Below are 19854 nucleotides of genomic sequence, written 5' to 3'. Positions count from 1 at the left end.
TGCTAAAGGCCTGCGCTCAATCCTCCCCTTGGAGAGGCTGCATGGCGTTAAGGCTAGGTTTATAGCGAATCGCTGCGGCTTGGGCAAAATTTTTTTGCAGTGCAAAAAAGCTCTTGCGATCTTTTTTGTGCGGTGCAATATTATGCTGGCGCGGCAGCTCCATCATGGATGGCTTTCGCGTGTCAGGCCGTAGGTGGCCTTCCCCATTGCCAGGAGATCCGACCATGTCTTTTTTTGATTCGGAAAAACTGCAAAGCGCACAGAAAGCCAACCTTGACCTGCTGCAGCAGATCAGTGGCAAGGTATTCGAGAGCGTCGAGCAGCTCAGTCAGTTGCAATTCAAGGCGCTACGCGCTTCCAGTGGCGAGCAGTTCGACAGCTTGCGCAAGCTGCTGTCAGTGCGTGACCCGCAGGCCTTCGCCGAGTTGCAGGCGTCCTTCGCTCAGCCGGCAGCCCAGGCGGAGCGCCTGCTGGAGTTCAATCGCGAGGTGTACGATCTGGTCTCCAGCACGCAGGCGGATATCGCCAAGCTTGCCGAGCGCCAGGTCGAGGCGGGCACCAAGCAGGTGCGGGAACTGGTGGACGTTATCGCCAAAAACGCCCCGGCGGGTGCGGAACCGGCGGTAGCCGTGCTCAAGTCGGCACTGGAAAGCGCCGGCAGTGTCTATGAAAGCGCGCAGAAAGCCGCCAAGCAGGCAGCCGAGATCGCTGAGAACGGCATCGCTGCCGCCGCTTCCGCGGCCGGTCAGGCCACTCGTGAAGCCGGCAAGGCTGCGGGCGGGCGCAAGTAAGGCAGGGCGGCCGTGTCACGGACGGTGATGAGTTTCATTGCTCATCACCGTCTTTTTTCGTCTGCCTGAAATTGCCGGGTGGGATGCCGCCGAACATACCGAATAGGTTCTGGGTGCCCAAGTAGAGCTTCTTCGACTGTTCTACGTACTGGCTCATCATCTCCTGCATGACGGGCACCTGCTTGTGCATAAAGTCGCTCCAGGCCTGTGAGGATTGCACCCCGGTCTGGGTCTGGATTTCGATCACAGTCTGGATGCTCTTTTCCAGATAGTTGCCGAGCATGCCCTGGAATGGGCCATAGAAACGGATGATGCCCTTGAGCATATCGCTGGAGAAGAGCGGCTCGCCGTCGCTTTCCGCTTCCTGAATGATCTGCAGCAGGATGCTGCGAGTCAGATCCTCGCCAGTCTTGGCGTCGACCACCTGGAACGGTACTTCGTCGATGACCAACTGGCGGATGTCGGGGAGGGTGACGTGGGTGCTGGTATGGGTGTCGTACAAACGGCGGTTGGCGTATTTCTTGATCAGGCGTGGGGCTCTGTGGCCGTCATCGGACATGTGTAGCGTCTCATTATGAGTCGGAGTGTCTGTGGCAGGTATTATCTCAGGCCTCTCCCGGTGTAGATATATTGTTAATGCGGGGATAATTGGTTGTTTTAGTTTTTCGGATATAAGGCCGTAAGATATTCGCAGATACTTACTTGGGGCTGGCATCTACCGCCAGCAGAATCACTTCGCGCTGTATCAGTCGAGATGGCGTCTGAACCATATGCGGATCGTGATGATCCGCGCCATTTCCGACGTAATGGGTATCTACCGATTGTGAGCTCTTCAACTTATACCACCACTTCGTTCACTGTGAGTCGTTCACTGCGTTGCTTTCCGTCAGTCCTGCTGGTTCTAGTGCTGGCCGGGTGTGCAGGGGTCAAGGTCACGGCGGTCAGCAACAATGATTACCTGGCCCAGCGCCGCGGTGATGTGTTGACCACCGGCAACCTCAGTGCTTCGGCGGTTGCTGCCCTGCAGGTCGTGGGCAGTGATGAGAAGCGCTGCCTTGCTGACCTGCCGGCCTGCCGCGAGGCGCTGGACAGCACAACGGGGTTGCGTGACGAACAGCGGCTTTCCACGCTGGCCGAGCTGTGGCTGAAGGAAGCCCAGGACGGCGGCAAGGTGATGGCGGCGGAGGCCCGCACCGATGCCTACCTGGAGAGTGCCCGGTATGCCTACGCCTACCTCTTCCTGACCACCCGCACACCGAGCCAGCGCGCCCTGGAAGACCGGCAGACGCAGGTGCGCGACTACTACAACTTTTCGGTGCAGCAGGCGCTCGTCGAGGTCTTCGATCGCTACCGTGGACGGCCACCATCACCCGAGGACACTCAGGGTAATTTCCGCCTCAAGACCGGGCGCTGGACGATCGGCGGGCGCATGACCGATGTGAGGCTGGCCGATGACCGCCTGTTGCCGAAGGAGCTGATTCCGGCTGCGTCCCTGTCCTTTGGCGGGTTGCGCAACCAGTACCGTCGGGATGGACTGGGTGCCGAGTTGGTAGCGGTGACGGCCAAGCGCGTGGTGAGCAAGGGGAGCGATGAAATACCCTGGAGCGAAACCCCCTTCCCGGCGATTACTGCCGTGGCGCGCTTTCCCGGGGAGACCCTGGAGCAGGTGTTGTCCACCTATCAGGTGGAAGTGATCGGTTATGACCCCTACCGGCAGGATTCGGTGGACATGGCAGGTGTGCAGGCGCCCCTGGCGGCCAACTTCACGTCGGGCTATGGCCTGTGGCTGGCGCGTTCCGGGTTTGCCCGGCAGTCCCTGCTGACTCTGGTCGGACGCGGCGAAGTGTTGGAACGCCCCCATGTCTACCTGCTGCAGCCGTTCGATCCCGACCGGCGCATCGTGGTCATGCTGCATGGCCTGGCCAGCAGCCCGGAGGCCTGGATCAACGTGGCCAATGAAGTGCTGGGCGACGAGGAACTGCGCCGCAATTACCAGATCTGGCAGGTCTACTACCCGACCAACCTGCCGCTGGCCGTCAACAATCAGGCCATCCGCGAGGCCATCGAGCAGACCTTGGCGAATTTCGATCCGCAAGGCACGGCCAAGGCCAGCCACGATATGGTGCTGGTCGGGCACAGCATGGGGGGCGTGTTGTCACGGCTGATGCTGTCCTCATCGGGTGACCAGTTGTGGGATGCCATGCTGGGAAGTTACGGGATGCAAGGCGCGCGCCTGGAAAAAGCCCGGGCGAAGCTCGGGCCCTACCTGTATTTCGAGCCATTGCCTCAGGTGAGCCGGGCCGTATTCGCTGCGGCGCCACACCGGGGTACCCCGTTTGCCGAAAATCGCGTGTCGCGCTGGGCCGCAGGGCTGGTGAAGATGCCGGTGTCGATGTTGAACCGTTTCAAGGAGGTTGCCCAAGTGCTGGTTGACCCCAATGCGGCGGCACCGGTCGCGTTGGTGCGCCCCCTCAACAGCATCGACAACCTGAGCAACCAGGACCCCTTCGTCAAGGCCGCAGCCGACCTGCCCATTTCGCCACGAGTGCACTATCACTCGATCATCGGCAACTACACGCCAGACCTCGAGGTCCTGCTGTCCAGTGACGGCGTGGTGCCGTACGCCAGCTCGCACCTGGCTGGCGCCGACTCGGAGCTGGTCGTGCCATCGTGGCACAGCGTGCAGGAAACACCGCAGGCGATCATCGAAATTCGCCGCGTGCTGCATGAACACCTCACCGGCCTGGCCAGCCCCAAGGTGGCTACGGTACGAGCGCCATGAACGGGCTGTTGGGTCTTCTCCTGCGCAGTGTCCTCGCGCTGTCGTTTTTTCTGATCATGGCCTGGGGCGTGCTGGCGCTGTTCTACCAGACTGGAGGGCTGGCAACCTGGGTGCTGATTGCGGGCTGGTGCCTGCTTGGCTGCATTCTGCAGGTTCTGCTGTGGCGCGGGCGTCCCATACTGGCGCTTGTCGGTCAGGTGCTTGTCTTCGCCGCGTTGCTGGTCTGGTGGACAAGCCTGGAACCGTCAAACCAGCGTATCTGGGCTGGTGATGTCGCGCAGATGACCCAGGGCGAGCTCGTGGGCAATCAGCTCATCCTGCACAATGTGCGCAACTTCAACTGGCGCAGCGATGATGACTATGACGTTGCCTGGGAAACACGTCGCTACGATCTCGACCAGCTCGCCTCGGTCGACCTGATCACCTCCTATTGGGGCATGCCGGCCATCGCCCATGTTCTGGTTTCTTTCGGCTTCACGGATGGGCGTTTTCTGACGTTCACCGTTGAGGTGCGCAAGGAGCAAGGCGAGGCCTATTCGGAGATTGGTGGTTTCTTCAAGCAGTTCGAGTTGAGCATCGTCGCCACTGACGAGCGTGATGCCTTGCGCGTGCGCACCAACGTGCGCGGCGAAGACAGCTATCTCTATCGTATTGCTATGCCCGACGAGGCGATGCGTGCGTTGCTGCTCTCCTATGTGCAGCAGGCCAACGCCCTGGTCGATCAGCCGCGTTTCTACAACACCATTACGGCCAACTGCACCACCATCGTTTTCGACATGCTGCAGACGATCATTGGCGGACTGCCGGTCGATTACCGTTTGCTGCTGACAGGCTACCTGCCGGCCTATGTCATGTCGGTCGGTGGCCTGCAGGGTGGCTACAGCCTCGATACGTTGCGTCAGCACGGGCGCTTTACCGAACGGGCACGGATGGCCAACGATGCGAGCGATTTTTCCAGGCAGATCCGGCGCGGAGTGCCCGGCTGGGTGTCTCCCACCGATACCAGCCACAATGATGAAGGCAGAGACTGATGCGAGAACTTGAAGTGATGATTGGCCTGATCGGCCTGGGATTCCTGCTCCTGATGGTCGGCTACAGCCGGCGGGAACGGGACAGTGGTGTGCTGGTGATGGCCACAGGGATAGTGGTGATGTTGGCTACCATTGGTTACAAAATCTACATTGAGCTGAGGTAATGAACCATCCTGCACTCGTTGTTTGTTAGTTTTTGCAGCAGAGCGCCCGTTCCGTGAGCTTAAGTCGGGGCGGAGGCTCTCGATGGGGTATTGGTGAGCTAGTTTTGAATTTCGATAAAGTAGCCTGATGACTTTACCAATGGGTGATGTCGCTTGGGTTGCCACAACTATGTCGAACCGTCTACCGTCCCCGAATGAAGTGAATCCCTCACCCAGGCCACCCGGCCCCGCGAAGAGGTCCACCACCTGAATGGCGTGGTCGAGCTCACCTGTAGGGTCTGTGGGCGTACTATCGAAAAGATTCTTTTGGCCTTGAGTCATGGACATAGTCAGTAAGGAAGTCAGGTCTCGCATGATGGCGGGCATTCGGGGCAGCAACACGTCACCAGAAATGAAGGTCCGACGCCTGCTGCATCGGCATGGTTTCAGGTATCGCCTGCACCAGAAGGATCTTCCTGGAAAGCCTGATTTGGTGCTTTCTCGCTATCGTGTCTGCATTTTTGTTCACGGTTGCTTTTGGCACAGACACCCCGGATGTCGCTACGCTACTAGCCCCAAGACCCGGTTGGACTTCTGGCAGAGAAAATTTGACCAGAACGTCGCCCGAGATACCAGGAACAAGGCTGTGTTACTGGCATCGGGGTGGCGGGTGATACAGCTGTGGGAATGTGGGATACGTGCACCTGATGCCGAGATAATCTGGGTCTTGGATGCAATCCGTAATTCTAATCAAAAAACGGTCTCTTGGCCTGACCTCTCGACGGAACTTGCTCCATATCGCGGCGTGGTGACGTCATCCACACCGCATAGCCAGAGCCCGGCCCACATTCACCAGGTCAAGCTAGATCAACCGATTTCCGTTTTTGGGGTGCAGCGCGACTTGATCCACGTCCCGATATGGGAGCCAGAGCCCAGCGGGCACACCATCGAGAAAGACCACACCGCCTAAAGAATCGTAAGCCCAGGCTTATGTGTGTATTCCAGTGATGCTGACACCCAGCTCCAGCGATTGCGCCCTCGCACTGAGCCAATCGAACTCTCAACGCACCAGATGGCGCGCTAGCCTGCGGGGCGTACCTGAAACTCCGGGGCGGCTCTTCCTTTCAGGTGCAGATCCATCCAGCGCAGCAGGTAGTGAATGCTGAGACCACGGTGGCGCGCGTCATTACTTCCTCTAATAACGTGCCCCGCACCCTCGAATTGAATCAGTGCAGTGGGCACTCTCAGGTGCTTAAGCAACTTGAACATCAACTCGCTGCCTACGGATGAAGGCGTTCGATAGTCTCTGGTTCCACTCATGAAAAGCGTAGGCGTCGAGACGTCGAGCCCATGAGTTATCGGCGACCGAGCCTTATCCTTTTCATCCAGCCAGGGATATTTATCGGGGTCTGCCATGTCAGGCTGATCGCCCAAGAACCAATAGAGCGAATTATCCGCAACGCTACTGATCGAAACGGCAGCGCCGAATCGGTTCGTGTGGGTTATGGCCCAGTCCGTCAGGATCGCGCCTGCTGAACCACCTGCGATGCCGATTTTTTCTGCATCGATCTCATGGTGGGCAAGCACGTAATCCACGCCCGCCATCGTGTCATCATACTCAGGCCCTGGCCATTCTCCGGCGAGGCTGCCGGCAAAAACTTGGCCGTATGACATGCTGCCTCGCGGGTTCACATACAAGACGAAATAGCCAGCAGCAGCCATGGCCTGGATATCTCCGTCAAAAGCGCTGCTCCACCAGCTATATGGCCCGCCGTGCGCCCATACGATCAGGGGATACCTCTGCGAGGCAGTGAGCATCGGTGGCTGATGCAAGTAGCCATGAATTGTTTCGCCGCCTGGGCCTTCGTATGTGATTTCTTCAGGGGCAGTGAGCAGCAATTCATCTCGAATATGCCGATTGATCTCGGATATCTGCATGCCGGTACCATCAGCAACCTCATAAAGCTCAGGCGGGCTTACGAAGCTAGAGGCGACAGCAATCAGCCGATTGCTTTCCTGAGCTAGATGAAAACTCTGTACCACGTGGCGGCCAATCCATAGTGGCCGAACCTTCTGGGTCAGGATGTCCAACTCGATCAGATTGGCGTTGCCCGCGTCGCTTTTGATACTGATCAGTCGGCGATCATCCCGCCACATCAATCCATCACCGCCCACCTCACGGTCATAGCCCACGGTTATGTTGGTAGTTTCGCCAGTAACCATATCCATCACGAAAACATCATCTTGGGCGAAGTCCGACGGGGCTTCTGGATTGCCCATTGAAAAGGCGACCTTCGAACCGTTGGGGCTGAGGTAAAGCTGCGGAGCCGCTTCCATGTCTGTGCTGGTTCCCGGCACCTTGAAAGGCCTAACCACGCTCTGCTGGCCATCAATTAGGGCAACACTGCGCAAAGTAGACGTGCCTGCGCCGTAATAGGCTTCCATCGTATCGTTCGTGGTGAACAGGATAGAGCGGCTATCGACAGACCAGAATGCCAACGTGGCTGCTACAGACGCCTGCGTCAGCTGTCTTGGGGTCTGCGTGCCACAGTGAGAGTCGACCGCCACCACCCAAATTTGGGGCAAAGAGGCAGTACCGCCCCCTACTTCTTCAGATCGGAAATCGGCCCGTGTGATTATCCTGACCCCAGGCGGCGGCACGGGCGCCTGAGCGATGGCTACAGCCGAGGTGAAGGCAATGTTTTGACCATCAGGTGACCATCGATAGTCGTTAACGCCGTTCTCCAGATCGGTCAGTGAACAGACCAGGCCTCGTGTCAAATCCAGGACATGAAGCTGCGTCGCTCCCTCATCGGCTCGAAGGAACGCCAGCTTCGAACCATCAGGCGACCAGGCAGGCATGCTGTCATCATGCTGATCAGGGAAAAGTTTCGAAGCGCGTCGTTCCTTCAGACTCATCTTCCAGAGCGCGCCCTCCCGCTGATCGCCATCACCGTTCAGTTCGGTTACTTGGAAAATTAGTGTTGTCCCGTCGGGAGAAATGGCCAGCTCGCCGAGTTCTTTTACCCTGGCGATATCTTCGGTTTTGAATATCCGTTTTTCTGTGGCTTGTGTTGAAGCCACTAGGTGAGAAGTCGACATCAACCCTGCTATGCATATGGCCAAGCTGGCAAGCTTGGATGTTATCCAGACGTGGGCCATTGAGCACTCCTGGCTTCATGGCTCGCTGGTGAAAGAGCCGCTGGCGTAAAGCCTACCATCACCTGCAACCTGGGTGATCACCGCTATCGATGAGCGATGCCGTCCGCTTAAAAAACGAGGACTTAATGCAGGAGTTCGGAAGGTGGCTTGGCCGAACGTTTACTGGCCTTGCGCTGCATTACGTCAGCATCGGTGCAACCGAGATCGGCATAGACATTTTTGCTGCCTTCCTCAATCAATTGCGGTGACCTACAGGACGTGAGAGCAGACAGTTTAGTGCTTGAGGGATGGGTCAGAATCACCAGCAAAGTGGCTCACAATCACTGGAATGGAGGGACAGAACCATCAGCGCGAGTGGGTCAGAACCCCCGGAATAACGTGTCAGAACCTCAAGCGCCCACACCGTAAATTGACATGTCGCCAGGCATTAAAAGCTGATGCGCTGCACCCCAAATCGCAACGGCGTGCCGCCAAAGTGCTGTTAGCGCAGATCAAGCCTGAAGGGTACGTGGGGAGCAGCCTACTCACTGCGTTCATCCGCGCCTGGCGCGGTCAGCAAGGCATTGCTGGTGATACTGGTCAACGGCACAGATGATCCTATCAATTCCGTAGAGGGCGGAGACGTTGGCTTCTGGGGGATGAGCGAGCGAGGCTAGGTGATTTCAGCGCAGGTGAGCGAGAGCTACTTTGCTCGACTTGCTGGATATACACAGCCTGCACTAGTCCAGCGTATTCCGGCTTCCAGGTGATGCGAGCGAGCCCTAGCCTGAGCTATTCCAGTGGCAGGAGGCTAGGACGGCAAGTGTGGAGCTGGTGCCCATCCACGGTGGTGGTCACAAGGTGCCACAGCCATACTTCCCCGGCCCCAGAGTGCTTGGCCGCAATAGCTCATTCAATAGCCCCGAGCATGTCTGGAGATTTTTCATGCGAGCTATAGATCCCTGCGACTAGGGGCCACTCACAGCAGTCACGTGGCTACGACTGCGGAGCAGGTAGGATCTTGCCTGCTTGCCGTTGCTTCATCTCCGTATACCAATGGCCCCGGGTTGCGGCGGGAAATTCGATTGCTCCCAGAATGCGCCCCTGACCATATCGAGGTGGCTTCTGCGGCTGGCGAATGCTCGCCAAGACGGCGCTCTCTGCGGGGCGTACATGTGATTTCATGCCTGCGCCCAGTCGGCCATCACCGTACACGCTGATCGACGAGATGGACTGGTGCCCCATGATGTAAGCCATGCTTTCTGGGCTTTCTCCGGATGCTTTCAGAATTGATCCCATCTGGTGCCGGAAGCTTTTCAGCGTTGGCTGCTTTTTCCTCTTGGGCCAGAGGCGTCGGCACTCCTTGCGCAGGCAGTCTCTGATGGCGGTATTAGTGCGTGGGCACCCGGCCATCCACTGCGCGGCCCATTCCACCAACTTCAGCGTTCTTGGTTTGTCGATTACCAAGGTGCGGTCAGCGCCACGGTGCAGTTCAGCCGATTTCTTGCCTCCAATGATGTGCACGTGGTTGCCGGAGATAGTGATCGTGCGCATCTCGCATGGGCGTACACCGAGGCAATAAGCGAGCACCAGTGATGCGGCTTCGTCGAGATTGCCGCCTGCGCGCAGGTGCTGGTGCAGCAATTTAAAGTCTTCGAAGGGGACTTTCCGAATCTGCCCCGGCTTGGGCTTTTTCACTATCTGACTGCCTGGTGCCGTGACCGGGTTGACCAGCGCTCTGATGGTGTTTGCTGCCTCGATGTTTCGCCGGGCAAGCTGGTCATTCATTAGGGTGTTCTTGAGGGTGCTGAACGCATTCGGTCGATAGTCCGGTGCACAGGCAAGCAAAGCTGCGCAGATCTGCGCCGAAGATGGATCGTCCTCACCGCAGTGAGACCGATAAAAGTTTTGTGCCCGGGTTTGGTACCGCTGCAAGGTCGTAGGTTGCATCGCTGTCATCTCTCTTCTTGTTGTTTTGATGACAAAGCTAAGCCGCTTCGCGAACGGCGTTGTGTCAGCTCGAACTCCACTGAAACACTCCGCAGCCGCTCCGTTTTTCTCGTTACGTCCGAACTGCCTCAACGCCCCCTTACTCGCGGCGCGAGTAAGGGTTGCGCGCTCTCACTCACGCGACCCGCTTCATCTAAATTCAGCGTGCGCCGTGAGCAAAAGCGCGCGCAAGCGTTTTGTCATCAAAATCGAAGAGCAGCCAGCGCCATGGCGCTGAAAGGACGAGCCGGGGTAGCGCGAAGCGGTGCGTGGCTGGCGTGTCGAAATGGGGCATTCAAAAATGCTAGCCACGCAGTGGCGATTTGGTTATGAAAAAAGTCGCCGAAGTCAGTGTTTTCAAGGGTTGTAGCGATAATATAACCAAAAAAAGGAGTGCCAGTTTTGGCACGCTGAGCGCCATAACTGGCCAGCTCGGTGTCGGTTTGGGCCACTTTCAGCGCCGTATTGGGCACTCAAACTGCCGCTAGCGGCACGACCCCGAGTGTCGCAAAGTCATGGTGCGACATACACGGTGTATCGTTGCGACATGGCCAGCGTGTCGCAGCGTATCTGTGCGACAGTCCACGTGTGTCGCATAGGGGTTCCGCGACACTCACTGAGTGTCGCAGTGCCTCCTGCGATACGCAGGTCATGTCGCATCGGCTATCCCATCGCACTGCTAGTGCAGCTGCCATGGCTCTGGATACTCCATAGTTAGCATTCGATGCAGATAGTCATCCAGCGATTGCGCACCTTTTAAAATGTTGAAGCTGAGGATTACGTAGAAGCTGCCACTTAGCGTGTGCAGCACCCAAAACGGCCCCTCTCGCTCAGCCTGAACGATGGCTGATGTATGAATGTAGGCACCGTCACTGAAACGATCAGCTCTCACATGCCGGTAAGTGATCCCGTAGCCGCTTGATCCGCGAATATAGGCATCAGTCAGGTATCCGGTGACGGGTCTGCTGAAAGGAAGGTCTTCGACCTGCTCCAGCAGCTTCTGCAAGACTGGGTGTGTATACATGGCTATGTCGACAGATCAGTAAATGTGTTGGCTCGATCAGAAAATGCTCGCAACGGCGTCTGCGCTGACCTGGATGCGCGTGCCTGGTCCTAGAAGCAAGTAGGCTGTATTGAGCGTTCTGAAATGGAACTCCTCGTGATGGTGCAGAAGCGACGTTCGGACGAAGTCTCCGACATCCCACCGTCTTTCACTGTCGAAGATAACCGTGTGTGCATAGACCAGAGCAGGTTGTCGTCGGGTCTTTGCCAGTTGTAGGCGCTGGCTTTCAGTGACATCCAGATCAAGCCACCGCCAGTTCCGCACCAAGCAATAGCCGCCATAAACAAAATGCTGCCGTGCATAGGCCATGGCCTCAGTGTCGTTCATGCCACTGCCGCTCATCGGCTCGCCTGCTGAATACAGCAAGTCCGCCATTTCCCTAAGTGTGGCCATGGTCTAAGGCTGTTCGTGCTGAGCGCTGCTATGGTGGTGCTCCTCAAGCTCAATGCTGCACAACAGGGCCGCAAAGTCCGAGTCGAGCAGATGAATGCGCTGAGGGCGGGCATCCACGATGGATTTGATGATCGCGTCGACCCGTTGTGAAACAGGCATCTGGCTTGGCGATTTCGAGCGGTCATGCTGATAAATGATCGTGCTGAGCGAAGCGACGGCTCCACGCAACTGGTGCTCCTGCGCTTCAGCAATTTCAAAACCGTTTTTCGCACTGAATTGGTCGGAGAGCTCTTTGAGCACGGCTTTGCGGTTTCCTGGCTCAGCCTGTTGCGCTCGCCAGTTCAGAATCCGCTTCAGCACCGCAGGTGCTGCCGTTGCAGTTGGCGGTGTCGGCCCTGCCAGCGGTGTGGGCTCACCAAAGAAATGTGCGCGCAACTGATCGAGTCGCATGCGGGCGCCGGGGGAAACCTTGCGCGAGCTAAGGCTTTTCAGCCAGAACTCGAATTCCGACTGCGGCAGGCACAGCATTCGTTTCAGCAGTGGTTCCCCAGGCAGGGCAACGTCATGCTCGGTCGGGCTGTAGCGAGGGGGCTGCAGTTTGGCGGCTTGAGCATGCCAGTTAAGACCCATAGCTTCGCAAATGGGGCGTATCGGCCAGTAACGCTCATTGTCGCTGCTGATCAGACTTGGAATCGACAGTCCCTGGATTTTGATTTTGGTGGCGCGCATCGGATTACTGTCCTCCCGGAGCTGCATGGTTGGGGGAAGTGGCCGGTGGGTGTTGATGCTGTCTGCTGAGGATCTTGTGCATTGTTTGCGTGGCTTCATCAGAGTCCATCCACTTCAGCCATGTCTCGTAGACGTGGGGTTTGGTCTGTTGCAGCCTGGAAATCTTGTTGGCGCTAGCTTCAATGGTTCGGCAAGCATCTCGGAATTGCACGGCATCTGTTCTGCTATCTGAATCCAACTGGTCAAGAATCAGATCGATGAAGTCAGCAGATAGCTGCATTGGTAAGTAGTACAGCGGTGATCCTGAGTCGGGATCCTCTTTAATTAAGAGCTCGTTTTCCCAGATCGAAGCTGCAGCTTTAGCCAGGGTGGTGGGTGCGCTGAACGCGCAGAGCAGTGAGCCAAGTTCGATCTTGGTTTGCTGTGTTTTCTTGTCGATCAAAAACAGGATTTCCGAATTGCTCGATGGTGTCTTGGTGAGGGTATCCATGAATGGCTCCGTGAACCTTTATCCAGATAATCTGTAAATCAGATATCTGTAGATTAGATATACCCTTGCCGGATTGTCAAGCGTGAGGTGTACCCGTTGGAAAAGTCGGTGTATCGGGATGAGAACCTGGTGCTGCTCAGACTGCTAAAGCAGTGTCGAGTGGAAGCTGGTTTGACCCAGGCGCAATTCGCCCAAGCGCTGGAGCGCCCACAGTCGTTTGCTAGCGATATCGAGCGCGGCTTGCGCCGGATTGATCTCGTCCAACTGCGGGATATCTGCCACGCGCTGAACATCGGCCTCGTCGAATTCGTGCAGCGCTTCGAGACCGAGTTAGCGCGTAAGGACGCTTAAGGCTGGAGCAGATTTTCTGCTTTGCTGCGTTCGCATGCTGCCGCGTACAGCGCAGCCGCATCGGAGCACAGCAGCCGTAGTGCCATGATGCAGTCCAGAAGCAAATGGTTTTCCAAGGTGTTCAAGTCACTTGCACTGGAGAGTGCGTGGAGCATGCCGACTGCGGCGTTTTGGCGAAGCTGGGCTTCATCATGCAGTTGGCCGGAGGTGACGTCAGTGCGAACAGTGAACAGGCCATTAAACGCGTCGAGGGCTTGGGGCACTGAGTCGGTGGTGCCCGAAGGGATGTTGGTCTGCGGCATAGGGTGACCTCTAGAGTTTTAGAGAGGCCACCACCTTTCGCTTCCACACGAAGGGTGGCGGCTGCATGCGGGTGTGGAAGACCGAGACTCTAGGAACTCGGCGCGCCGAAGCGCCCCGCATGCAGCCACCATGACACAAGAATCCTCTGGCGCTGTGTTCCTGAAGCCAGGTCTGTCGACCCGCCCAATCACCCTATGCTGCCCGCAGAGGCCCTGCAAGGTGGCACTTTACGGGATATCGGCGAAAAAGGCTCTGACCATGAGTAGCCTTCAAGATGCTGGTAATGCCTAGATTTTGATGGCGGGGGATGTGATGCGGAGGGCGTCATCGGTGATGGCGGATGAAATAGCCCGATGAGCGGTCGTAAGACTGGCGCAGATTTTTTCTAACCGAGTGGTGGTGTGGTGGCAAATCCCTACCCCAATCCTACCCCAAGCCGAATTTCAGGCACAAAAAAGGGCTACGCTTTCACGTAACCCTTTGATTTGTATGGTGCCGGCACCAGGAGTCGAACCCGGGACCTACTGATTACAAGTCAGTTGCTCTACCAGCTGAGCTATACCGGCATTGTGGGGGCGCCATTATATCCATTCGTCAGCCTGAGTAAAGCCACCTTCGAGCCAGGTTTTTCCGGGCTCGGCGATCAGCAGCTTTTTGCTTATGCACAAAGAGAAGGCGCGTGCGACGGTGGCGCACCGGCTCTGTGCATTAGATCACGATTTTTCGCAAGTTATTGTTTTTGCTAGGGCTTCGAAGGCTGTTCGAAAATTGATCAGATGTCTACGAGGCAATTCCCAAGTGGCTTTGCAGCATTTGCCCAGAAAGGATCAACAGAGTTATCCACAGCTTCTGTGTGCAAGTCAGGCGCGCTCGGCCAGTAGCAGCAGGTTGCGCGGGCTCAGTTGGTAATCGCAGAAGGTGCCTAGCTTCACGTGGTAGCCCTGCTCCTGCAGATACAGGGCGCGGTCGAGCAGTAGCCAGAGTTCCAGTGGCCGGCGGAACAGGTTGCGCAGCAGTTCCAGATTGCGCACTTCGGCCAGGCGTTGCCAGCCGCGAGCTTCCAGTGCGTACCAGTCCTGCTCACCAGGCGCAGGCACTTCACGCAGTGCGGCGAGGTCATGACAGAAGCGGGCGAAAGGTTTGCTCAACCAGTCGCTGGGCAGCGATGGCGTTGGCAGGTATTCATCGATGCCGCGTAGCTGGCGTTGCAGCAGATCGAAAGCCAGGCGCCAAGCCATCGACTGATTGCGCTGTCGGCGTACGCGGGCGCCGGCGGTGACGGTCTCGCTCAATGGCAGGCCGAGATCGTCGCGTGAAAGCCGCAATGCGGACGCTTGTGCGGCAGTCGAGAGCGCTTGGTACTGCAGGCCGGCGATGCGGTTGTAGCAGCAGGGCGCCACCGCCAGTTGCGGGCATCCGTTGCGGCTGGCCAGTTGCAGCAGGCGGACGTGCAGGTCACCACAGGCGTGCAAAGCCACCGGGGTATGTTCTTTCGTCAGGCGCTCGTCGCAATCATCGGCAAGCACATCCTGCTGTAGGTGTGCGGCAGCCAGTCCCAGGCGTTTGCTCAGTGCGCTACCGGACTCGATCAGTGCCGGGTCGTACTCCAGGCAGGTCAGGTGCTGGTCATCCTGAGTCAGCCAGCGACCGAGGTGGCCCTTGCCGGAACACCAGTCGAGCCAGTGCGCGGGGCGCTGGCGAAACTGCAGGTGGCTGGCAAAGGCCTGGATCTGCGCCAGCTTCCTGCCGGGTACATCGACGCTGAAGGTGTGCGCACGCGGGGGACTGTCCTGGCTTGGAATCTCGCCCAGCTGGCTAAGCGCTTGCGCTCGGTGGGCCAGCTCAGGAAAGGGCGCTGGTGCAGAGAGTGTGAAGGGGCTGTTGTCGCTGGCCTCAGCCTGCTCCAGGGAGCGGCTGCGCAGCCAGGTAGCGAGCTCCGCCAGCTCCGTTTCCCAAGGCAGTTGCAGGTGATGAAACGGCCGAGGTCGCCAGAACGCCTGATGCTGCAGAAGAAAACTGTCCAGGGCCTGGAAGCGAGCGAGCAGATCGCCAGAGGTAAGGATGGGCTCGGACATGGTGCGTATGCGTCTGGTTGAGCCGGGCGGCCCACATCAAGAGGGCTGCCCGGTTGGCTTAGCGACCCTGGCAGGCGTCGACGCGTAGCCAGCGTTCGAGCAGGCGGAAGGCCTGTACCAGCACGAAGGTTATCGCCAGATAGAACATTGCAGCGGCGAAGAAGATCTCCACTGGCAAATAGGTGCGAGCGATGATGGTCCGAGCCATACCGGTCAGTTCCAGCAGTGTCACCGTGCTGGCAAGGGCGCTGGCCTTGAGCATCAGGATCACTTCGTTGCTGTACGCCGGCAGGCCGATGCGAGCCGCGCGTGGCAGGATGATGTAAAGCATCGCCTGCGGTCGCGACATGCCCAGCGCCCGTGCCGCTTCGATCTCGCCGGGTGGCACGGCCTGAATGGCGCCGCGCAGGATCTCGGCAATATAGGCGGCGGTGTGCAGCGTCATGGTCAATACCGCGCACCAGTACGGGTCGCGCAGGTAGGGCCAGAGTGGGCCCTGGCGGACGGCATCGAACTGGGCCAGGCCGTAATAGATCAGGAACAACTGCACCAGCAGCGGCGTGCCGCGGAAGAAGAAAATGTAGCCATAGGGCAGGGCGCGCACGTACCAGTGCTTGGATGCGCGGGCGATGCCCATCGGCAGGGCGAGGATCAGGCCGGCGACGACCGCGATGGCCACCAGCTCCAGGGTCAGCAGTGCGCCTTGCGACAGACGCGGCAGCCATTTGATGATCACCGCCCAGTTCAGGTTGGAGAGGCTCGTCCAGAGCGCCAGTGCGATGAGCACGCCTGCTGCGAGCCAGGCGATGATGGCAGCGTTCTTTCTCATGAGGCGCTCCGCACGAAGCCACGGCTGGCGCGCTTCTCGAGGAAATGCAGGCCGATCATGGCGAGAACGGTCAGGCCCAGATAAATGAAGGCTGCGACCATATAAAAAGTGAAGGGCTCCTTGCTGGCGGTCACGGCGATCTGCGAGCGGCGCATGATCTCTTCCAGGCCAATCACCGACACCAGGGCGGTGTCCTTCATCAGAATCATGAACAGGTTGCCCAGGCCGGGCAGGGCGATGCGCCACATCTGCGGCAGAATCAGCTTCCAGAGGATACGTGTCTTGGACATGCCGAGTGCCTGGCCGGCTTCGCGGTGGCCCTTGGGGATCGCCAGGATGGCGCCGCGGAACACTTCGGTGGCGTAGGCACCGAAACACAGGCCGAGGGCAATGGTGCCCGCGGCGAAGGCCGAAAGCTCGAGGCTCTCGACGCCAAGCAGGTCGGCCAGGCTGCGCATCAGGCCAACCGTGCCGAAATAGATCAGCAGCACCCAGAGCAGTTCGGGTACGCCGCGCACGATGGTGGAATAGCTGCCGCCGAGCCACTGCAGCGGCTTGTACGGCGAAGTCTTGGCCAGCGCGCCGAGCAGGCCGAGCACCAGACCTACAGCCAGCGCGGACAGCGCCAGTTTGATGGTCATCAGGGTGCCGGTGGCCAGGGCGGGGCCGAATCCGTGGAGGTCAAAAATCATCGGAGGGCTCGGGCAACTGCGCCGCCCAATGGGCGGCGCGGTGCCTTCAGGTCATCAGTAGATGCTGAACGGGAAGTACTTGTCGTTGATCTGCTTGTAGGTGCCGTCTTCGACGATGGCTTGCAGAGCGGCGTTCAGCTTCTCGCGCAGCGGATCGCCCTTGCGTACGGCGATACCGATCTTGTCGTTGTCGAATACTGGGTCGCCCTTGAATTCGAAGTCCTTGCCGGCGTCGCTCTTGAGCCATTCCCAGTTGACGAAGGTGTCGGCCAGCACGCCGTCGAGGCGGCCGGAGGCCAGGTCGAGGTAGGCGTTTTCCTGGGTGTCGTACAGCTTGATGTCGACCACCTTGCCCAGGTTGTCTTCCAGCCAGGTACCGGCGATGGTCGCGCGCTGGGCGCCGATCACCTTGCCCTTGAGGCTGGCTTCGTCCGTCTTGAAATCGGCCGACTTGGGCGCGATGAACTGCAGTTTGTTGGTGTAGTAGGGCTCGGTGAAGTCCACCGCCGCCTTGCGCTCCTCGGTGATCGACATCGAAGCGATCAGGAAGTCGAATTTCTTGGCGTTCAGGGCCGGGATGATGCCATCCCAGTCAGAGGTGACCACTTCGCACTCGGCCTGCATCTTGGCGCACAGCGCCTGGCCGATTTCCACGTCGAAGCCGGTGACCTTGCCACTGGCGTCGATCAGGTTGAAGGGTGGGTAGGCGCCTTCGGTGCCGAGTTTCAGTTTGTCAGCTGCGACAGCGCTGGTGCCGAAAGCCAGGGTAGCGGCTGCGGCCAGCAGGATCTTCTTATAGTTCTGCATGCATGTTGCTCCGTGTTAGCGATTGCTGGACATGAATTGTTTACAGCGTGCCGAGTTGGGGTTGTCAAATACCTGGGCGGGTGGCCCCTGTTCCTCGACCAGGCCCTGGTGGAGAAACACCACCTCGCTGGAAACCTGGCGAGCGAAACCCATTTCATGGGTCACCAGCAGCATGGTGCGACCCTCGTCGGCAAGCGCGCGAATCACATTAAGCACTTCTTGTACCATCTCCGGGTCGAGCGCCGAAGTGGGCTCGTCGAACAGGATCACCTTCGGCTGCATGGCCAGGGTGCGGGCAATGGCCGCGCGCTGCTGCTGGCCGCCGGAAAGCTGGTTGGGGTAGACGTGACGTTTGTCGGCGATGCCGACCTTGGCCAGCAGCGCTTCGGCCACCTCGATGGCCTCGGCCTTGCTCTGGCCGAGTACGCGACGCGGCGCCTCGATGATGTTGTCGAGCACGCTCATGTGCGGCCACAGGTTGAAATTCTGGAAGACGAAACCGATCTCGCTGCGCAGGCGGTTGATCTGCCTGTTGTCGGCAGCAACCAGATCGCCATTCTTCGCGGCCTTGAGCTTGAGCTCCTCGCCAGCGACGAAAATCTGACCCTTGTGCGGGTTTTCCAGCAGATTGATGCAGCGCAGGAAGGTGGACTTGCCGGAGCCGGAAGAGCCGAGAATGGAGATGACGTCGCCGTCTTTGGCCGTCAGGGAAATACCCTTGAGCACTTCGAGATCGCCGTAGCGTTTGTGCAGGTTGCGGATTTCCAGCGCGGGCGTCGCCTCGGCCATGGGGTGGGGTCCTCTTCTTCTTCGAATGCGCTCCGGCGTACGGCGGGCCGTCCTGGCTGGCGGCCAAGCTAGCATAGCGTTTCCGTGACCGCCAAGCCGTTTGCCGGGCGATAGAGGGTCGCTGGGTCGCAGGTGTCGCCTGGTTACAGTTGCTTGTCGCGCAGGCGAAATAATGGCACGAAGAAAGTGCCACGACCACGCCTACATCGACCACTCATTCGATAGCGACTCAGCTTGCTTTAGCACCAGCTCCACTGCATCTGCTTGCTGGTCTGGTGGGTACTTCCACCGCTGCAAACAGCGGCGTACCAGAATGCGTAGCTTCGCTCTCACGCTCTCGCGAACTTGCCAGTCGATGGTCGTACTGGCGCGCAGCTTCTCGGTGAGCTCCATGGCGATTTTCTTGAGTGTCTCGTCGCCAAGCTCACGCACCGCGCTTTCGTTGTTGGCCAAGGCATCGTAGAAGGCGATTTCATCCTGCCCAAGACCCAGTGATGCTTCCCGTTCCAAGGCAGCCTGGAACTCCTTGGCCATCTGGATCAATTCTTCGATCACCTGCGCCGTCTCGATGGCACGGTTGTGATACTTGCGCAACGCCTCCAGCAAACGGTCGCCGTACTTCTTCTCCTGAACCACGTTATTTCTAGCGCGCGCCTTGATCTCGTCACGCAGAAGCTTCTCCAGCAGCTCCACAGCCAGGTTGCGGCTCTCCATCTGCCGCACATCCTCGAGGAACTCGTCCGACAGCAGCCCGATGTTTGGCTTGTCCAAACCGGCCAGGGCAAAAATATCGGCCACACCGTCAGAAATGATGGCGTTGTCCAGGATCTGTTTAAGCGCGCTGTTCTTCTCCGCATCGCTGCGTTTCTTGTCCACGGAGGTGAACTTGCTGATAGCGGTCTTGATGGCAGAGAAGAAGGCAATTTCCTTACGTAGTGGCGCGACTTCATCCAGGGTGCCGCACAACGAATAGGCTTTAGTCACCGCCAACATGGTGTCGAGGAAGCGTGTCTTGCCGTCCTTCAGGCCCAGGATATGGTTAGCCACGGGCACCAGCAGTTCGAGTGGACGGCTTTCAAAGGCGCTGTAGTCGAGGCCGTGCATCATTCCCCGCACGATATCCATTTTCTCCATCAGCACAGCCAGTGCTTCAGCAGGGAATCGTGGGTGGGGTCACCTTTACCTTTAGCATCGCTATAGGTTTTCAGAGCGGCCTTCAGCTCGTTGGCGATACCAATGTAATCAACCACCAGGCCGCCAGGCTTGTTCTTGAACACCCGATTGACTCGGGCGATAGCCTGCATCAGGTTGTGGCCTTTCATCGGCTTGTCGATATACATGGTGTGGCAGCATGGCGCATCGAACCCCGTCAGCCACATGTCACGCACGATTACCAACTTCAACGGGTCTTTCGCGTCTTTGAAGCGTGATTCCAGCCGCTTTTTCACCTGCTTGC

21 protein-coding genes, 1 tRNA gene and 3 pseudogenes are annotated in these 19854 nt (G+C 58.4%); 8 read left to right on the top strand and 17 right to left on the bottom strand.

Annotated features, from left to right (window positions below; genetic code table 11):
* Window positions 1–16 precede the first annotated feature (16 nt).
* On the bottom strand, window positions 17–166 hold the full coding sequence (locus N5J71_RS19150) for a hypothetical protein (protein ID WP_153336801.1): 150 nt from the start codon (window positions 164–166) through the stop codon (window positions 17–19).
* Between the two features lie 58 nt (window positions 167–224).
* Here N5J71_RS19150 and N5J71_RS19145 point away from each other — a divergent pair, with 58 nt between their 5' ends.
* The gene (locus N5J71_RS19145) at window positions 225–791 is read left to right on the top strand and encodes a phasin family protein (RefSeq protein ID WP_003464225.1); all 567 of its coding nucleotides are present in this window, start codon (window positions 225–227) and stop codon (window positions 789–791) included.
* Between the two features lie 34 nt (window positions 792–825).
* Here N5J71_RS19145 and phaR read toward each other — a convergent pair whose 3' ends face one another.
* Window positions 826–1350: a polyhydroxyalkanoate synthesis repressor PhaR gene (gene phaR, locus N5J71_RS19140; protein ID WP_010563433.1), complete on the bottom strand. Its 525-nt coding sequence runs from the start codon at window positions 1348–1350 to the stop codon at window positions 826–828.
* A gap of 300 nt (window positions 1351–1650) precedes the next feature.
* On the opposite strand from phaR, the gene N5J71_RS19135 reads away from it, so the two are divergent.
* The 4 genes and pseudogenes from N5J71_RS19135 to N5J71_RS22575 form a co-directional block, all read left to right on the top strand.
* On the top strand, window positions 1651–3573 hold the full coding sequence (locus tag N5J71_RS19135) for an esterase/lipase family protein (RefSeq protein ID WP_231998077.1): 1923 nt from the start codon (window positions 1651–1653) through the stop codon (window positions 3571–3573).
* Entirely contained in the window at window positions 3570–4604 is a 1035-nt protein-coding gene (locus N5J71_RS19130) for an Lnb N-terminal periplasmic domain-containing protein (protein WP_003464218.1), read from the top strand. Before N5J71_RS19135 ends, N5J71_RS19130 begins: the two co-directional genes overlap by 4 nt.
* Window positions 4604–4768, top strand: coding sequence for a hypothetical protein (locus N5J71_RS19125; protein ID WP_010563435.1), 165 nt, complete (start codon window positions 4604–4606; stop codon window positions 4766–4768). The genes N5J71_RS19130 and N5J71_RS19125 overlap by 1 nt, the downstream gene beginning before the upstream one ends.
* 319 nt (window positions 4769–5087) lie before the next feature.
* Window positions 5088–5489 (top strand): annotated as a pseudogene (locus N5J71_RS22575) (very short patch repair endonuclease); the annotation flags it as partial.
* Window positions 5490–5827: 338 nt separating this feature from the next.
* On the opposite strand, the gene N5J71_RS19115 reads toward N5J71_RS22575, so the two are convergent.
* Complete coding sequence (locus N5J71_RS19115) at window positions 5828–7909, bottom strand: S9 family peptidase (RefSeq protein ID WP_003464215.1); 2082 nt, start codon at window positions 7907–7909, stop codon at window positions 5828–5830.
* 89 nt (window positions 7910–7998) lie between these two features.
* Between N5J71_RS19115 and N5J71_RS19110 the strand changes: the two genes are divergently transcribed.
* Together N5J71_RS19110 and N5J71_RS19105 are read left to right on the top strand one after the other, a co-directional pair.
* On the top strand, window positions 7999–8157 hold the full coding sequence (locus tag N5J71_RS19110) for a hypothetical protein (protein ID WP_153529665.1): 159 nt from the start codon (window positions 7999–8001) through the stop codon (window positions 8155–8157).
* A 164-nt stretch (window positions 8158–8321) separates the two neighbouring features.
* Window positions 8322–8477 (top strand): annotated as a pseudogene (locus N5J71_RS19105) (IS21 family transposase); the annotation flags it as partial.
* 407 nt (window positions 8478–8884) lie between these two features.
* Here N5J71_RS19105 and N5J71_RS19100 read toward each other — a convergent pair.
* The 6 genes from N5J71_RS19100 to N5J71_RS19075 form a co-directional block, all read right to left on the bottom strand.
* Window positions 8885–9676, bottom strand: a complete 792-nt coding sequence (locus N5J71_RS19100) for a site-specific integrase (RefSeq protein ID WP_230585266.1) — start codon at window positions 9674–9676, stop codon at window positions 8885–8887.
* Window positions 9677–10080: 404 nt separating this feature from the next.
* Window positions 10081–10329 carry a hypothetical protein gene (locus N5J71_RS19095; RefSeq protein WP_125835803.1) on the bottom strand — a complete coding sequence of 83 codons (249 nt, stop codon included), beginning with the start codon at window positions 10327–10329 and terminating at the stop codon, window positions 10081–10083.
* Window positions 10330–10556: 227 nt separating this feature from the next.
* Complete coding sequence (locus tag N5J71_RS19090; RefSeq protein ID WP_045107818.1) at window positions 10557–10883, bottom strand: hypothetical protein; 327 nt, start codon at window positions 10881–10883, stop codon at window positions 10557–10559.
* Window positions 10884–10937: 54 nt separating this feature from the next.
* Window positions 10938–11267, bottom strand: coding sequence for a DUF6957 family protein (locus N5J71_RS19085; RefSeq protein WP_226342867.1), 330 nt, complete (start codon window positions 11265–11267; stop codon window positions 10938–10940).
* A 69-nt stretch (window positions 11268–11336) separates the two neighbouring features.
* Window positions 11337–12062 (bottom strand): phage antirepressor N-terminal domain-containing protein, encoded by a 726-nt coding sequence (locus N5J71_RS19080; RefSeq protein WP_003464201.1) that lies wholly within the window; start codon window positions 12060–12062, stop codon window positions 11337–11339.
* A gap of 4 nt (window positions 12063–12066) precedes the next feature.
* The gene (locus tag N5J71_RS19075) at window positions 12067–12552 is read right to left on the bottom strand and encodes a hypothetical protein (RefSeq protein ID WP_003464199.1); all 486 of its coding nucleotides are present in this window, start codon (window positions 12550–12552) and stop codon (window positions 12067–12069) included.
* Window positions 12553–12648: 96 nt separating this feature from the next.
* Between N5J71_RS19075 and N5J71_RS19070 the strand changes: the two genes are divergently transcribed.
* A complete protein-coding gene (locus tag N5J71_RS19070; RefSeq protein WP_003464196.1) occupies window positions 12649–12903 on the top strand; it encodes a helix-turn-helix domain-containing protein in 255 nt (84 codons plus the stop codon).
* Here the strand turns inward: N5J71_RS19070 and N5J71_RS19065 are convergent.
* The 8 genes and pseudogenes from N5J71_RS19065 to N5J71_RS19030 form a co-directional block, all read right to left on the bottom strand.
* Window positions 12900–13205, bottom strand: a complete 306-nt coding sequence (locus N5J71_RS19065; protein WP_038664426.1) for a hypothetical protein — start codon at window positions 13203–13205, stop codon at window positions 12900–12902. The two genes, N5J71_RS19070 and N5J71_RS19065, sit on opposite strands and share 4 nt — an antisense overlap.
* A 491-nt stretch (window positions 13206–13696) precedes the next feature.
* A tRNA-Thr gene (locus tag N5J71_RS19060) sits at window positions 13697–13772 on the bottom strand.
* A gap of 294 nt (window positions 13773–14066) precedes the next feature.
* The gene (locus N5J71_RS19055) at window positions 14067–15281 is read right to left on the bottom strand and encodes a methyltransferase (protein WP_279917427.1); all 1215 of its coding nucleotides are present in this window, start codon (window positions 15279–15281) and stop codon (window positions 14067–14069) included.
* Between the two features lie 58 nt (window positions 15282–15339).
* The gene (locus N5J71_RS19050; protein WP_279917430.1) at window positions 15340–16029 is read right to left on the bottom strand and encodes an ABC transporter permease; all 690 of its coding nucleotides are present in this window, start codon (window positions 16027–16029) and stop codon (window positions 15340–15342) included.
* A gap of 77 nt (window positions 16030–16106) precedes the next feature.
* Window positions 16107–16802 carry an ABC transporter permease gene (locus N5J71_RS19045; RefSeq protein WP_074858605.1) on the bottom strand — a complete coding sequence of 232 codons (696 nt, stop codon included), beginning with the start codon at window positions 16800–16802 and terminating at the stop codon, window positions 16107–16109.
* Between the two features lie 54 nt (window positions 16803–16856).
* On the bottom strand, window positions 16857–17609 hold the full coding sequence (locus N5J71_RS19040) for an ABC transporter substrate-binding protein (protein WP_074858603.1): 753 nt from the start codon (window positions 17607–17609) through the stop codon (window positions 16857–16859).
* Between the two features lie 15 nt (window positions 17610–17624).
* On the bottom strand, window positions 17625–18398 hold the full coding sequence (locus N5J71_RS19035) for an ABC transporter ATP-binding protein (protein ID WP_003464185.1): 774 nt from the start codon (window positions 18396–18398) through the stop codon (window positions 17625–17627).
* A gap of 201 nt (window positions 18399–18599) precedes the next feature.
* A pseudogene (locus tag N5J71_RS19030) lies at window positions 18600–19854 on the bottom strand (DUF3387 domain-containing protein); the annotation flags it as partial.

This window comes from Ectopseudomonas oleovorans, from assembly GCF_029845265.1.
GTDB lineage: Bacteria > Pseudomonadota > Gammaproteobacteria > Pseudomonadales > Pseudomonadaceae > Aquipseudomonas > Aquipseudomonas oleovorans.
Note: the sequence above shows the minus strand (reverse complement) of the source record. Positions and strands in the feature narration are given on the sequence as shown.